Annotated in this window: 13 protein-coding genes; 6 read left to right on the forward strand and 7 right to left on the reverse strand. The window is 64.1% G+C overall.

The window, feature by feature from the left end; translation table 11 throughout:
• The first annotated feature begins 44 nt into the window (after positions 1-44).
• Together OOT33_RS04630 and OOT33_RS04635 are read left to right on the forward strand one after the other, a co-directional pair.
• Positions 45-1,658 carry a phosphoenolpyruvate carboxykinase gene (locus OOT33_RS04630; RefSeq protein WP_307748834.1) on the forward strand — a complete coding sequence of 538 codons (1,614 nt, stop codon included), beginning with the start codon at positions 45-47 and terminating at the stop codon, positions 1,656-1,658.
• A 132-nt stretch (positions 1,659-1,790) separates the two neighbouring features.
• Positions 1,791-2,105 (forward strand): hypothetical protein, encoded by a 315-nt coding sequence (locus tag OOT33_RS04635; protein WP_307748835.1) that lies wholly within the window; start codon positions 1,791-1,793, stop codon positions 2,103-2,105.
• A gap of 2 nt (positions 2,106-2,107) precedes the next feature.
• On the opposite strand, the gene OOT33_RS04640 is transcribed toward OOT33_RS04635, so the two are convergent.
• From OOT33_RS04640 to OOT33_RS04650, 3 genes are read right to left on the reverse strand one after another with little or no spacing between them, the layout of a single operon-like run.
• Positions 2,108-2,602 carry an asparaginase domain-containing protein gene (locus OOT33_RS04640; protein WP_307748836.1) on the reverse strand — a complete coding sequence of 165 codons (495 nt, stop codon included), beginning with the start codon at positions 2,600-2,602 and terminating at the stop codon, positions 2,108-2,110.
• 20 nt (positions 2,603-2,622) lie between these two features.
• The gene (locus tag OOT33_RS04645) at positions 2,623-3,078 is read right to left on the reverse strand and encodes an NfeD family protein (RefSeq protein WP_307748837.1); all 456 of its coding nucleotides are present in this window, start codon (positions 3,076-3,078) and stop codon (positions 2,623-2,625) included.
• Between the two features lie 3 nt (positions 3,079-3,081).
• Positions 3,082-4,077 carry an SPFH domain-containing protein gene (locus OOT33_RS04650; RefSeq protein ID WP_373690495.1) on the reverse strand — a complete coding sequence of 332 codons (996 nt, stop codon included), beginning with the start codon at positions 4,075-4,077 and terminating at the stop codon, positions 3,082-3,084.
• 88 nt (positions 4,078-4,165) lie between these two features.
• On the opposite strand from OOT33_RS04650, the gene OOT33_RS04655 reads away from it, so the two are divergent.
• From OOT33_RS04655 to OOT33_RS04670, 4 genes are all read left to right on the forward strand, one after another.
• Entirely contained in the window at positions 4,166-4,975 is an 810-nt protein-coding gene (locus OOT33_RS04655; protein ID WP_307748839.1) for an aldolase/citrate lyase family protein, read from the forward strand.
• 91 nt (positions 4,976-5,066) lie between these two features.
• Positions 5,067-6,524: an IMP dehydrogenase gene (guaB, locus tag OOT33_RS04660; RefSeq protein WP_307748840.1), complete on the forward strand. Its 1,458-nt coding sequence runs from the start codon at positions 5,067-5,069 to the stop codon at positions 6,522-6,524.
• A 9-nt stretch (positions 6,525-6,533) separates the two neighbouring features.
• The gene (locus OOT33_RS04665) at positions 6,534-7,718 is read left to right on the forward strand and encodes an SAM-dependent methyltransferase (RefSeq protein ID WP_307748841.1); all 1,185 of its coding nucleotides are present in this window, start codon (positions 6,534-6,536) and stop codon (positions 7,716-7,718) included.
• 71 nt (positions 7,719-7,789) lie between these two features.
• Positions 7,790-8,341, forward strand: a complete 552-nt coding sequence (locus OOT33_RS04670; protein WP_307748842.1) for a hypothetical protein — start codon at positions 7,790-7,792, stop codon at positions 8,339-8,341.
• On the opposite strand, the gene rsmA is transcribed toward OOT33_RS04670, so the two are convergent.
• The 4 genes from rsmA to OOT33_RS04690 form a co-directional block, all read right to left on the reverse strand.
• Complete coding sequence (rsmA, locus tag OOT33_RS04675) at positions 8,330-9,145, reverse strand: 16S rRNA (adenine(1518)-N(6)/adenine(1519)-N(6))-dimethyltransferase RsmA (protein ID WP_307748843.1); 816 nt, start codon at positions 9,143-9,145, stop codon at positions 8,330-8,332. The two genes, OOT33_RS04670 and rsmA, sit on opposite strands and share 12 nt — an antisense overlap.
• A complete protein-coding gene (pdxA, locus tag OOT33_RS04680; RefSeq protein WP_307748844.1) occupies positions 9,138-10,169 on the reverse strand; it encodes a 4-hydroxythreonine-4-phosphate dehydrogenase PdxA in 1,032 nt (343 codons plus the stop codon). The genes rsmA and pdxA overlap by 8 nt, the downstream gene beginning before the upstream one ends.
• Before the next feature lie 3 nt (positions 10,170-10,172).
• Entirely contained in the window at positions 10,173-11,531 is a 1,359-nt protein-coding gene (locus OOT33_RS04685; protein WP_307748845.1) for a peptidylprolyl isomerase, read from the reverse strand.
• Between the two features lie 98 nt (positions 11,532-11,629).
• On the reverse strand, positions 11,630-13,891 hold the full coding sequence (locus OOT33_RS04690) for an LPS assembly protein LptD (RefSeq protein ID WP_307748846.1): 2,262 nt from the start codon (positions 13,889-13,891) through the stop codon (positions 11,630-11,632).
• Positions 13,892-14,033 lie beyond the last annotated feature (142 nt).

The following is a 14,033-nucleotide window of genomic DNA, read 5'->3' on the forward strand; positions in this document are numbered from 1 at the left end:
GCTCCATTTCGGGAGCTGTGACATAACCTCATAGGGAGAAGCGCGTGCAGGCGTATTCCTCAACTTCCCTGGCTGATCAGGGTTTTGAAACATCCGCAACCATCCACTGGAATCTGGGCACCAGTCCGCTCGTCGAGCAAGCGGTCAAGCGCGGCGAGGGCCAGCTGACCAAGGATGGCGCACTCTTGGTTGATACCGGCAAGTTCACCGGCCGCAGCGTCAAGGACAAATATGTGGTGCGCGATGCCGCCACCGAAAACACGATCAACTGGGGCGCCATCAACCAGCCGATGTCCGGCGAGCACTGGGCGAACCTCAAGGCCGATTTCATGGCCAGGCTGAAGGATCAGAACGAGCTTTTCGTCGCCGACCTGTTTGGCGGCAGCCAGCCTGAGTATCGCGTCAACGTGCGCGTCATCACGCAGATGGCCTGGCACAGCCTGTTCATCCGCACACTGCTGGTGCGCCCCACCGCCAGCGAACTCGCCGCCTTCGCGCCCGAATACACCATCATCAACCTGCCAAGCTTCAAGGCCGATCCGGCCCGTCACGGCTGTCGCAGCGACACGGTGATCGCGGTGAACTTCAGCGAAAAGCTGATTCTCATCGGCAACACCGAATATTCCGGCGAGATGAAGAAAGGCGTGTTCGGCCTGCTGAACTACCTGCTCCCGGCGCAGGGCGTGATGCCGATGCACTGCTCCGCCAACATCGGCGCGGACGGCAAGAGCGCTATCTTCTTCGGCCTGTCAGGCACCGGCAAGACCACTCTCTCGGCAGACGCCAGCCGCACGCTGATCGGCGATGACGAGCATGGATGGTCGGACCAGGCCGTGTTCAACTTCGAGGGCGGTTGCTATGCGAAGATGATCAACCTCTCGGCCGAGGGCGAGCCGGAAATCTACGCCACCACCAAGATGTTCGGCACGATCCTCGAGAACGTCGCGATGGACGCGGACACCCGCGAGCTTGATTTCACCGACGCGAGCAAGACCGAGAACACCCGTGGCGCCTACCCGATCGAGTTCATCCCCAACACCAGCGAGAAGAACCTCGGCCCGCCGCCGTCCAACATCATCTTCCTGACGGCGGACGCCTTTGGCGTCCTCCCCCCGATCGCGCGGCTGACGCCCGATCAGGCGATGTATCACTTCCTTTCGGGCTACACCGCCAAGGTTGCGGGCACCGAAATCGGCGTGACCGAGCCGCAGGCGACGTTCAGCACCTGCTTCGGCGCCGCCTTCATGCCGCGCCACCCCAGCGTCTATGGCAACCTGCTGAAAAAGCGGATTGCGGACGGCGGCGCGCAGTGCTGGCTGGTCAATACCGGCTGGTCGGGTGGCCGAGCAACCGATCCCGGCATCAAGCGCATGCCGATCAAGGTCACGCGCGCGCTGCTCAATGCGGCGCTCGATGGCAGCCTCAATGCCGTCGAGTTCCGCGTCGATCCCAATTTCGGGTTCGAGGTGCCGGTTGCGGTGGCCGGTGTCGATACCCAGATTCTCGATCCGCGCGCGACCTGGACCGATAAGGAAGCCTATGACGAAACCGCTGCCAAGCTTGTGCAGCAGTTCGTCGACAATTTTGCGCAGTTCGCCGATCATGTCGATGCCTCCGTGCGCGAAGCCGCGCCGGGCATGGCGATCGCCGCCGAATAAGCGCTTATCTATCAACGCGAAGGGGCGCGAAGGCACTGGCTTTCGCGCCCTTTTGCTATGGCGCCTGCTTCCATCGCCTGCGCCACGACATTGTGCTATATGCGATCCCTTCAGACGGGAAAGGGGTAAGCCATGTTCGACAAGCTGCTGGAAAACCTGAACATTGACGACCTTGCAGGCAAGCTCGGGCTGCCGGCAGACCAGATTCAGTCGGTCGCACAGTCGCTCAGCGCCAATCTCAGTGGCGGGGGTGATACCATGGCCGCACTGATGCAGGCGGCAGAGCAGCATGGTCTGCCTGTCGACAAGATTCAGGAGATGCTGGGCGGCCTTGGCGGCGGCGGCGCGGAAGATCTGCTCGGAAAGGTAAGCGGCATGCTGGGCGGTGAAGCTGGCGGGCTTGGCGGCCTGGCCGATGCTGCCAAGGGCTTCTTCGGTAAAGACTGAATTTAAGCCGACGGCTCCAAAGAAACGAATCTGCCGTTCGCGCGGTCCTTCGTCACCGCGAAGGCGTCGAATACGGTCCCGTTCATGGTGATATAGACGCCCGACGGCGCAATCTGCGCAGTGGCCAGCGCCATGCCGAGATTGAACGGTGCATCGCTCTCGGCGAAGCGGGCAGGGCTCAGCGCGCCGACCAGCACGATGGTCTTGCCCTCTATTCCCCGCAACGCCGCTGCCGTTTCTGTCATCGTGTCGGTGCCATGGGTGATGACGATGCCTCTGCTGTCCGACGCCGTCACTGCCGCCCTTATCCGCGCCCGATCGTTGTCGGTCAGCTCTAGGCTGTCCTTTTGAAACAGGGTTTCGACTTTGTGGGCCAGCGTGACCCTGCCAACCTCGAGTAGCTTGGGCACGATGGTTTGCGTGAACTGATATTCGCTCAGCGCATCGAAATAGGCTTTGTCGATGGTTCCGCCGGTAGTGAAAATCTGGATCGTCATGCGACCGATCATATACAAGATCAGGCTGTAGGCCAATCGACAGTCAATCGCGGGCCATTCACCGCGACGATGGTCAGCCGCGTACCCACGACCGCATCCGGCCCAGCCGCGCTCCATGTCCCGTCATCCACGCGCACCCGGCCCTCGCCGTTGACGATCGGCTCCACCACCGTCACCGTTCGGCCGATCAGCCGCGCCGCGCGGTCATTGAGCAGCGGGTCCTGCGTCTCGTCCGCATGTCCGGCATACCAGCGGCGACCCAGCGCTACGCACGCGAGGCTCAGGCCTGCAAAGATAACGAACTGCACCGCCGGGGGGATCGTCACGATCATCGCCAAAACGCCGGTGATCGCCGCTGCTCCCGCCACAAAGATCAGGAACACGCCCGGTGTGATGATCTCGGCGATCGCCAGCAATACCGCCAGTGCCAGCCACCACCAGGGGTTGTGCACCAGTTGATCGATCAGCCCGTCCATCGTCTATTGCCCTTCGAACGGGCCACGGCGGGTGGGCGGCACGGATGATTTCGGTGCGGCCGGTCTGCCGTCTCCAGCCGTCGTAGACCCGGCGAGCGCCTCTTTCGCCAGCTCGCCGATGCCGCCGAGCGTGCCGATAAGCTGCGTCGCCTCCACCGGAAACAGGATGGTCTTGGCATTGGGCGATGTCGCGAAACCACTTATCGCCTCGACATATTTCTGCGCGATGAAATAGTTGATCGCCTGCGCGTTGCCGCCCGCGATCGCGTCAGACACCATCTGCGTCGCCTTGGCTTCCGCCTCGGCCTCGCGCTCGCGCGCCTCGGCATCACGGAAAGCCGCCTCGCGCCGGCCTTCGGCTTCGAGGATCTGCGCCTGCTTCCGGCCTTCGGCGATGTTGATCTCGTTCTGGCGCTGGCCTTCGGATTCCAGAATCGAGGCGCGCTTCTCGCGTTCCGCCTTCATCTGCCGGGTCATCGCATTGACGATGTCGGCGGGCGGGCGGATATCCTTCAGCTCGACGCGTGTGATCTTCACGCCCCAGGCTTCGGTCGCATGGTCGACAACCGCGAGCAGCCGCGCGTTGATCTCGTCGCGCTTGGACAGTGTCTCGTCGAGGTCCATCGACCCCATGACCGTGCGCAGGTTGGTGGTGGCAAGCTGCATGATGGCGACATAAAGCTCGCTCACCTCATAGGCGGCCTTGGCGGCGTCCAGCACCTGAAAGAACACGACGCCGTCCACGGCGACCATCGCATTGTCCTTGGTGATGATTTCCTGGCCCGGAATATCGACCACCTGCTCCATCATGTTGATCTTGCGACCGACGCTATAGAAGAACGCGGGATAAAAGTTGAAACCGGGCTTGGCGACTTCGGTGAAACGTCCGAAGCGTTCGATGGTATATTCATACCCCTGGCGAACGATTTTCACGCTGGAAGCCAGGTATATCAGCACCAGGAAAACCAGCATCAATGCTACTGTCGGGCCCACTGGCATTCTCCCCACGTTCAAAAAACTACTTTCACTATGCCGGTAAATGGGGAAGGGGGGAAGTTAATTCACGTCAGCAAGTAAGGCCGTTCCGATGCACCTTCATCACGCCCGCTCTCTGTTGTTCCTGCCCGCCTCGAATGTCCGCGCCATCGACAAGGCGCGTGGCCTGCCATGCGACATGGTGATCCTGGATCTTGAGGATGCGGTTGCCGAGGAGAATAAGCCCGCGGCCCGCGCCGCGCTCGCCCCGGCGCTGGGGCAAGGGTTTGGCGGCAGGCTGGTCGCCGTGCGCGTCAACGCGGTAGATAGCCCGCATCACAGCGCAGACATTGCCGCGCTGGCTGGCCTGACCCCCGGTTTCGTTGTGTTGCCCAAGGTGGAGGCGGCTGCCCAGGCAGCGCAGGTCCATCGCGCAACCGGGCGTCCCGTGATCGCCATGATCGAGTCTCCGCGCGGGGTCGTTGAAGCGCAGGCCATCGCCGCCGAGGTGGGCGTCGCCGCGCTGTTCATGGGTAACAACGACCTGCGCCATGACCTGCGGATACCGCTCGATGCAGACCGCTCCGGCCTGATGCTCGGCCTCCAGTCCGTCATCCTCGCCGCGCGCCTTAGCGACAAGGCTGTGTTCGATGGCGTGTACAACAAGCTCGATGACGCGCCCGGCTTCACTGCGGAATGCCACGAAGGCAGGGCGCTGGGGTTCGATGGCAAGACGCTGATCCACCCCAACCAGATCGAGCCTGCCAACACGATCTTCGGCCCGTCTGAGCGCGAACTGGCGGATGCCCGCGCGCTCATCGCCGCCCATACGGGCGGGGCGGAGCGGCATCAGGGCGCGATGATCGAGGATATGCACGTAGCCCAGGCGCGCAGCCTGCTGGAGCGCGCAGGCCAGGCCTGAATTTTCTTTTCGTCGCACTACTAGCCCTCTCTTGCCGAAATGGTTACATGGGCGGCCACACAACCGACCCAGACCAGAAAGTGGCATTTCCATGGATATTCGCCTCGGCCTCACCTTCGATGACGTGCTGCTTCAGCCGGGCGAGTCGGATGTGCTGCCGAGCCAGGCGGACACCGGCACCAATGTGACCAAGGCTATCCGCCTCAACATCCCGATCCTCTCCTCCGCGATGGATACGGTGACCGAGGCGGACATGGCGATCGTGATGGCGCAGCTGGGCGGCATAGGCGTGCTCCATCGCAACCTCTCGGTGGAGGAACAGGCGGCGGCAGTACGCGCGGTCAAGCGGTTCGAGAGCGGCATGGTGGTGAACCCCATCACGATCACGCCGGATGCCACGCTCGCCACCGCGCAGGAGCTGATGGCGCGTCACCGGATCAGCGGCATTCCCGTCGTCGAGGAAAGTGGGAAACTCGTCGGCATCCTCACCCACCGGGACGTGCGCTTTGCCGAAAACCCGATGCAGCCCGTTGCCGAGCTGATGACGCGGGACAATCTCGCCACCGTGCGCGCCGGCGTGAATCAGGAGGAAGCGCGGCGGCTGCTGCACCAGCGGCGGATCGAGAAGCTGCTGGTGGTGGACGACGCCTATCGCTGCGTTGGCCTCATCACCGTCAAGGACATCGAGAAGGCGGTCACCTACCCGCAAGCGACGAAGGACGCCGCCGGGCGGTTGCGCGTGGCGGCGGCGACGACCGTGGGTGACAAGGGGCTGGAGCGGACCGAAGCGCTGATCGATGCCGAGTGCGATCTGATCGTCATCGACACGGCGCATGGCCACAGCAAGATGGTGTCCGCCGCTGTTTCCGCCGTCAAGAAGCTATCCAATCATGTTCAGGTCGTCGCGGGCAATGTCGCCACGGCCGAGGCCGCCCGCGCCCTCATTGATGCCGGCGCGGACTGTGTCAAGGTTGGCATCGGGCCGGGGTCGATCTGCACCACGCGCGTGGTCGCGGGCGTCGGTGTGCCTCAGCTCACCGCCGTGATGGACGCCGCCGAGGAAGCCGCCAAGTCCGGCGTGCCGGTGATCGCGGACGGCGGCCTGAGAACCTCGGGTGATGTCGCCAAGGCGCTGGCGGCGGGCGCAGGCGCGGTGATGATCGGCTCGCTGCTCGCGGGGACCGAAGAGGCACCGGGAGAAACCTTCCTTTATCAAGGTCGTGCGTATAAAAGTTACCGTGGAATGGGAAGTGTCGGCGCGATGGCGCGGGGCAGCGCAGACCGCTATTTCCAGCAGGACATCAAGGATCAGATGAAGCTGGTTCCGGAAGGGATCGAAGGGCAGGTGCCGTTCAAGGGGCCAGCGCGTGACGTGATCCACCAGCTCGTCGGCGGCGTGAAGGCGGCCATGGGCTATACCGGCAGCCGCACGATCCCCGATCTGCAAAGCCGCGCCCGCTTCGTGCAGATCACCAACGCGGGGCTGAACGAAAGCCATGTCCACGACGTGACCATCACGCGGGAAGCGCCCAATTATCCAACGCGCTGATCTGAACAAATGACGCCCCAGGCGCGCGTCCAGGCGGCTATAGAGCTGTTGGATGCCATCATCGTCGCCGCGCGCGTGGGCGGGGCGGCGGCAGACACGCTGATCGCCCGCTATTTCAAGGAGCGCCGCTATGCCGGGTCGAAAGACCGGCGCGCGGTGCGCGATCTCGTCTATGCAACCATCCGCCTGTGTGCCGAGGTGCCCGCCACCGGTCGGGCAGCCGCGCTCACGCTCGCCGAACATCAGCCTGACCTCGCCGCTCTGTTTGACGGCTCTGCCCACGCGCCTGCGCCGATCAGCGCTGACGAAGAGCGCGCATCCTCAGGCGCAGTGCCGTCATGGCTGCTGCTACCTCTTGCGGATCCCGTTCAGGATGCCGCCGAGCAGGCCGCCTTGCTGGAGCGCGCGCCGCTCGATCTGCGCGTCAACACGCTGAAGGCCCATCCGGAGCAGCTGCGCGGCCTCTTGCCCGATGCCGAACCGATAGCGGGCCTCCCCAATGCGCTTCGCCTGCATGACAACACCAATGTCGAGCAATCGCCCGCCTACACCGATGGCCTGATCGAGATACAGGACGCGGGCAGCCAGATCATCGTGCAAGCCTGCGCCGCAGCCCCCGGCATGACCGTGATAGACCTGTGCGCTGGGGCGGGCGGCAAGACGTTGGCCCTCGCCGCCGATATGGCCGGGCAGGGCAGGCTGATCGCGGCGGACGTGAACCGTGATCGCCTTTCCCGCCTGCCTGATCGCGCGGCGCGGGCTGGGGCGGGGTTTATCGAGACGCTGCTGCTTGATGCGGGCAGGGAAGCCGCCGCGCTTGCTCCTCATGAGCAGAGCGCCGATGTCGTGCTCGTCGATGCGCCCTGTTCCGGCACGGGCACCTGGCGGCGCAATCCCGAGGCGCGCTGGCGGCTCACCGAGGATCGCCTGGGCCGCCTCGTCAACGAGCAATCCCGCATCCTCGATCTTGCCGTGCCGCTCGTCCGCCCCGGCGGGCGGCTCGTTTACGCCGTCTGCGCGCTCACTTCTGCGGAGGGTACGGGGCAGGTCGATGCCTTTCTTGCCCGCCATTCGGGCTGGCGCGCGCTCGACCCCGGCATCGAATACGGCCGCAAATATGGTGAAGGCCGCTTGCTAACGCCCGCGCATGATGGCACGGATGGATTCTTCATCGCCGCGCTGGTGAGGATATGAGGCGAAGTCCGGGCAACACTTCCGACATACCCCGACTCAAGGCCAGGCCGCGCGGCCTTTGGGAGACGATCATGCGTTTCACTCCGCCAACCGTTGCGCTCGCCAGCCTCGCCCTCGTCGTTTCTAGCGTCGGCGTGACCAAGAGGCCGGACAACCAGATCGATCCCGTCTCGCTGATGTGGCAGGCTCAGGGCGATGCGGCGCGCGCATCAGGCAATCTCGAAGCCGCCAACGATGCTTATGAGAGCGCGCTCGCAGCCGATCCGCGCAACCGCGCGGTGTTCGTGGCATTGGGTGATGTCGCGCGCGGGCAGGGGCTTCAGGGCAAGGCCGTGCGTTTCTACAATGCGGCGCTCAGCCTTGAGCCGACCGACATGGCCGCGCTCGATGGCACCGTACGGGCGCTGGCGGAGCGCGGCGCGATTGCCAACGCCAGGGAAAACCTCTCGCGCATGCAGACGCTGTGCCGGGGCAGCTGCCCGCAGATCACGGACCTGAGCGCCCTGATCGAAAAACAGGCGATAGTTCACAGCGCGCAGAAGGCGAAGGATCTCGCCGCCGTGACAGGCTTGCCGACGACGCCCGCCGCACCGCCTGCGGTCCCTGCGCCTTCAGCCCAGTAAGCGCGCAATCGCGACATAGTCGGCCACGCTGAGCGTTTCCGCCCGGCGCTGCGGGTCTATGCCGAGGTCCTCCAGCGCGTCGAGCGCACCCGGCACCGCTTTCAAACTCTGCCTCAGCATCTTGCGTCGCTGGCCGAACGCGGCGGCGGTGATCCGCTCCAGCGTAGCCAGCCGCACCCCCTCGGGAGCATCCCCCGGCGTGATGTGCACCACGGCCGACATCACCTTGGGCGGCGGAGTAAAGGCGCTGCGGTGCACCTTCATCGCGATCTTCGCGTGGCTGCGCCACTGGCTCAGCACGGCAAGGCGGCCATAGGCGTCGCTCCCCACTGGCGCTACGATCCGCTCCGCCACCTCCTGCTGAAACATCAAGGTCAGCGAAGCCCACCACGGCTTCCATTCGGCGGAGAGCCAGCCAACGAGCAGATGCGTGCCGACATTATAGGGCAGGTTGGCGAGGATATGTGCGCCGTCCCCGGCAGCCAGGCGGGCGTCCACCTTCATGGCGTCGCCCTCGATGATCGTCAGCTGCCCCGGGAATGCCGATCCCAGCTCCTCAAGCGCGGGAATGCAGCGCCGGTCCATCTCTACCGCCGTCACGCGTGCTCCCGCCTTAAGCGCCGCGCGGGTAAGGCCGCCGGGGCCGGGGCCGACCTCGAACACGCTTGCCCCTGCCAGGTCGCCCGGTATCGTGGCGATCCGGCCAAGCAACTGCTCGTCCAGCAGGAAATTCTGCCCCAGCGCCTTGCTCGCGCGCAGGCCATGCCGGGCAATCACATCGCGCAGCGGCGGCAGGTCAGCCACAGGCGCTTTCGTTGAGCGTCAGTCTGGCTCGCGCGGCTTTCTCAGCCATGCGGATCGCGGCGATCATCGCGCCGGGGCTGGCGATGTTCCGCCCGGCGATGCCGAACGCCGTGCCATGATCGGGTGAGGTCCGCACGATCGGCAGCCCCAGGGTCATGTTCACGCCCTCGTCGAAGTGCAGGGTCTTCAGCGGGATCAGCGCCTGATCATGATACATGCAGAGCGCCGCGTCATAGGTTTCGCGCATGCTCTCGTGAAACAGCGCGTCGGGCGCATAAGGGCCGCTGATGTCCAGTCCTTCGGCGCGCAGCGACTCGATGGCGGGAAGGATGATGTCGATCTCTTCCCGCCCCAGATTGCCGCTCTCGCCCGCATGGGGGTTAAGCCCGGCCACCACAAGGCGCGGCTTTTCGATGCCGAAGTTGCGGCACAGGCCCCGGGCGGTGACGAGTGCGCGGGCGCGGATCAGGTCAATCGACAGCGCATCCGGCACATCGCGCAAGGGCAGGTGCACCGTGACCGGAATGACCCGCAGCGACGGCCCGGCGAGCATCATCACAGCATTCTCGCGCGATATGCCGCACCGCTCGGCAATGAATTCCGTCTGCCCGGGATGGGTGAAACCTATGCCATAAAGCTGGGTCTTGCCTACAGGGCCGGTTACGAGCGCGCTCGCCGCGCCCGATTTGACGAGACCGATACCCATTTCCAGCGCATGGAGCGCACAGCGCGCGCCGTCCGTTTCCGGCCTGCCGGGGACGATGTCCCCCGCGCATTCCATTTCCAGGCAGGGCAATGCCGAACCGAACACGGCTGCTGCCTCGTCCGGCGCGCCAATCCGCGCTATCGGTCCCCTCCATACCGTGCTGATCGCCCGGCTGTTGCCGATCGCGAAAAACGGACTCAGCCCCTGCGCCTCGCGCACGGCCCATGCCTTGCCGATAATCTCCGGCCCGATGCCCGCCGGATCACCGAGCGTCGCCGCCAGCGGGGGAAGGATGTCAGAGCTGGGTGTTAGCGCCATGACTCAGTTATAGTCGATTATCGCGTCCCGTCGCAAATCACGCAGATAGATGCGCGCGCGCTTGTTGACGCGCTCATCCTCGATCTGGGCCATGATCTGGTCAAAGGAGGGCGCGTTGGCATCCTGCGGATCGTCGCGCCCACACAGCACCAGCGCGCGCACGCCGCTATCGGCAGATCCGAAAGGCGGGGTCGCCTGGCCCACCTGCAGGTCGAGCATCAGCGGCTGCAACGGCGCAGGCAGATCGCGGATCTTCACATTGTCGTTGTCGATCACCTCGGCGCCCAGCTTCGCGGCTATGTCTGCCACGCTGCCACAGCCCTGCAGGCCCTTCATCTGCTCGCCAAAGCTTTTGACGATAACATTGGCCTTGGCCTCGGTCATACCTTTGGGGAAGGCGATCGAAATCTGCTTGAGGCTCAGGATCGCGTCACGCGGGTCGGCGGTCAGCACCTTGCGCTTGTCGCTCAGATACAGGATGGAATAGCCGCCGGGAATGGCGATCGGCCCGGCGATCTGGCCGACGCTTATTTCCGTAACCGCCTTCGCCAGAGCATCGGGCAGCTGGCCGGCGCGCACCCAGCCAAGATCGCCGCCGACAGCCGCGGTAGAGGCCTCTGAAAACTGGCGCGCATAGGCGGCGAAGGATCCACCCTGGCGGATCTGGTCGATGATGTTGCGGCCATTGGCGAACATCTGGTCCGCATTCTCCGGCGTGGCCGAAAGATAGATCTCGCCGACCCGATACTCGTCCGCGCCCTTGGAGGCATTGAGTTTGTCGATGACCGCCTTCACTTCTTCCTGGCTTACATTGACGAACGGCTGAACCTTGCGGCGAAGCAGGCGCTGCCAGGCGCTTTCGGCCTCGATCTGGCGGCTGATGCTGGCGGCCGAACTGCCCTTGGAGGTCAGATATTTCGCGAAATCCTTGGGCGACTGCCGGAAATTGGCCGCAACGCGGGCAAAGCTCTCTTCCAGCTCGGGCTTGGTGACGGTTATGTCGTTGGCTGCGGCTTCCTGAATCTGCAGCGTCTCGTCGATAAGGTTGCGCAGCACCTGCAGGCGCAGACGCGCCAGTTCCTCATCAGCGAGCTTGCCGCCATTCGCCAGCACGATCAGGGCCATGCGCTGGTCGACATCGGTCTTGGTGATGATCTGGCCGTTCACCACGGCAGTAGGCTTGTGGAGATTGGGATCGCGATCCTCGAAGATCCTCACATCCTCCGGAATCTTGATCGAATCGCCCGCATTCTGCGCGGAAACCGGCGCACCGGCCAAAACAGCAAACGCTGCAGCCAGTGTGAAACGAAACGAAGAAGCCTTTGCAGCGCGCCGGAATGCGGCGGTTTTTCTTGTGATCATCTGCGACACTACTCTTCCATGCAATCGTTACAGGCAGGGCTTGTATCGCCCAGATCATGAACACTGGCTGAGTGCCATCCGCCCCCGAGCCGCAACCTTTATATACCAAGACTGCGAAACGCCAGCCGAAGCTGAAAGTTGTTGTTCACGCGGGCGTCACCCGTCTGCTGATAGCTGCGCCGCCAGATGAACGATATGTTGAGGCAATCGTCTCGATAGTCGATGCCGAGGCGGTGGCGCACCGGTTCGAAGCCGTCGGAAGGAAAGCCGGGCACTTCGCGCTTGTCGGTCAGATCGATCACGGTCGATCCGAAGATTGACCAATAGCGCGCAATCGCAATGCGCGCACCCAGCCGCACTTCCTCATTGTCGGACAAATCCTCCAGCTGCCGCGTGACATTGCGGTTGAGCCTCAGATAATTGACGATCACATAGGTACGGCGCGATCCGATTGTCGCGTCCAGCTCGTTTCGGCGGATGGCGAGGCTGTTCTTGTCGAGCCGGAAGCGATGCGTGAGGCCCAGGAAATCTCTGTAGCGCACCGTCGTCCTGCCGACGAAATCGGATGCACGATCGCTCAGGCCTGTGCCGTCCGGCAACAGGGTGGGGCGGCGCGTGATGCGAAAGCTCTGGCCGAACACGCTGTCCAGCGTAAAGTGCTTCAGCGCCAGCCCATATTCCACACCCACGGTTACGCGGCTCGAATCCTCGAAACGGTCGTGGCCCGCAAAGCGGTTGAGCGCGAACAGGTTGCTGTCTTCCAGGTCGACACTGCGCGCGTCTTCGTTCGGCAGCCCGAGATTCGCGAGATGCGGCGCCGCCACCAATTGCACGCGCGGCACGATGCGTTGGGTGCCGCCCAGAAATTCTCCCACGAAAGGCCAGCGCGCATCCGCCGCCAGCGCGGCGATCCCGCGCATCTGCCAGCCGCCGTTGCCCGCATAGGCGGTGATTGGATTCTGAAGGTTGTCGCTGCTGTGATAGACATCGCCGCGCGCATAGGCGGTCAGCGACAGTTCCTGCCCCATCCCGGTCAAGCCGCGCCATTTCCATTGAGCTGACGCAAAAGCGCGCTGGGTATCCTGCCCGGTGCTGCGCGAGACGGCAAGGCTGTTGGCCTGAAGCTGAACCTGCCCACCCAATATCGGCCTCGGCAAACGCCAGCGCAGATCCATCACCGGGAGCGCGACAGGCTGCTGGCGCTGGCTATCGCCCAGGCGCATGGTCTGTACCGCCCAGCCGGAGAGCGAGAAATAGCTGTCGGCGTCGATCCGCTCGGCCTTTAGTGTGGAGCGCAGGCGGTCATCGCTGTTGATGCTATAGCGGCGCAGGAAGGTGCGGTCGCTCGCGCGGCGCAGGGAGCCGTAAAGCCGCCATTCCGGGCTGAAGCGGTATGCCCCGCTCGCCTCGATATAGCCGCGAAACTGGCGTCCTTGCGGGCGCTCTCCCACCGCACCGTCGCTCTGCACGCTGTTGGTGGCAAAACCCGAGATGGAATAGGCCCCACGGCCGATCCACGCGCGATAGTTGCCCTCCAGCATCGGCGCCTGCGCGGTGAAGAAGTGCGGCGTGATCGTCATGTCGCGGTTGCGCGCGATCCGCACATAATAAGGTTGAGCCAGCTCGAAGCCGTTGATGCCGTTGAGCCGGAAATCGGGCAGCAGAAAGCCCGAGCCGCCTGATCCGCCGACGGGGTGCGAAAAGCCGGGCCATACGCCGAGCGGGATGCCGAACATCTCGAGGCTGGCCGTCTTGTAATAGACCCGCTGCCGTTGCGGGTCATAGCGCACCTTCACGGCCTTCAGCTGCCAGCTCGGCTCCTTGGGGCAGCCGTCCGCTCCGTCGACCGAACAGGGCGAATACGCCGCCTGGTCGAGAAAATAGACGCCATTGCGCAGTTCGCCCCTTCGCGCCACGAGCCTGCCGCCCTGCGTCAGCACCATCAGCAGGTTTTTCGCAATGCCGTCCTTCAGCGTATCCGTCACTTCCAGCGTGTCGCCATAGGCAATGTTGCCCTCGACATCGGTGGTCGAGACATTGCCGCTGGCATCGACACGGCCCGTGGTGCGGTTCCACACCACCTTGTCCGCGCGCAGCCGGTTGCCCTCGCGCACAGCAACGACATTGCCGGTTGCGGTGACGATGTCTGTGTTCTGGTCATACTCGATGAGATCGGCCGAAAACGCGATCTCTTCGGAGGGATCGACTGCCGTCGCGGCGGGCGGGGCAGGAGGAACGGCTGGGTCCTGCGCCCAGGCGGTGCCTGCGGCCAGTGCCGCACCGCTGATGCCCATGCCGAGCAGCCAATGGATCGAATGGGGGAGGCGGCGCGTAGGGTGCATCGGGCTGCGAGTGCTCATGCGGCAAGAGGATTGATCAGGACCGCCTATTGCATCACAGGGCATCCCGCAATCCCCTGAACGCCGGTTGTCGATGCGCCACGCCGCTTTACCTCCAAGGGGCGGCTGGTGTAACGCCGGGTGCATAATCCGTCTGAGACGT

Source organism: Sphingobium sp. DEHP117 (assembly GCF_030867385.1).
Classification (GTDB): Bacteria; Pseudomonadota; Alphaproteobacteria; order Sphingomonadales; family Sphingomonadaceae; genus Sphingobium.

Bases quoted from the DNA above. Each gene is read 5' to 3' on its own strand.
- OOT33_RS04635 (WP_307748835.1), top strand. From the start codon at position 1,791: ATGTTCGACAAGCTGCTGGAAAACCTGAACATTGACGACCTTGCAGGC.
- OOT33_RS04640 (WP_307748836.1), bottom strand. From the start codon at position 2,602: ATGACGATCCAGATTTTCACTACCGGCGGAACCATCGACAAAGCCTAT.
- OOT33_RS04645 (WP_307748837.1), bottom strand. From the start codon at position 3,078: ATGGACGGGCTGATCGATCAACTGGTGCACAACCCCTGGTGGTGGCTG.
- OOT33_RS04650 (WP_373690495.1), bottom strand. From the start codon at position 4,077: ATGCCAGTGGGCCCGACAGTAGCATTGATGCTGGTTTTCCTGGTGCTG.
- OOT33_RS04655 (WP_307748839.1), top strand. From the start codon at position 4,166: ATGCACCTTCATCACGCCCGCTCTCTGTTGTTCCTGCCCGCCTCGAAT.
- guaB (WP_307748840.1), top strand. From the start codon at position 5,067: ATGGATATTCGCCTCGGCCTCACCTTCGATGACGTGCTGCTTCAGCCG.
- OOT33_RS04665 (WP_307748841.1), top strand. From the start codon at position 6,534: ATGACGCCCCAGGCGCGCGTCCAGGCGGCTATAGAGCTGTTGGATGCC.
- OOT33_RS04670 (WP_307748842.1), top strand. From the start codon at position 7,790: ATGCGTTTCACTCCGCCAACCGTTGCGCTCGCCAGCCTCGCCCTCGTC.
- pdxA (WP_307748844.1), bottom strand. From the start codon at position 10,169: ATGGCGCTAACACCCAGCTCTGACATCCTTCCCCCGCTGGCGGCGACG.
- OOT33_RS04685 (WP_307748845.1), bottom strand. From the start codon at position 11,531: ATGATCACAAGAAAAACCGCCGCATTCCGGCGCGCTGCAAAGGCTTCT.
- OOT33_RS04690 (WP_307748846.1), bottom strand. From the start codon at position 13,891: ATGAGCACTCGCAGCCCGATGCACCCTACGCGCCGCCTCCCCCATTCG.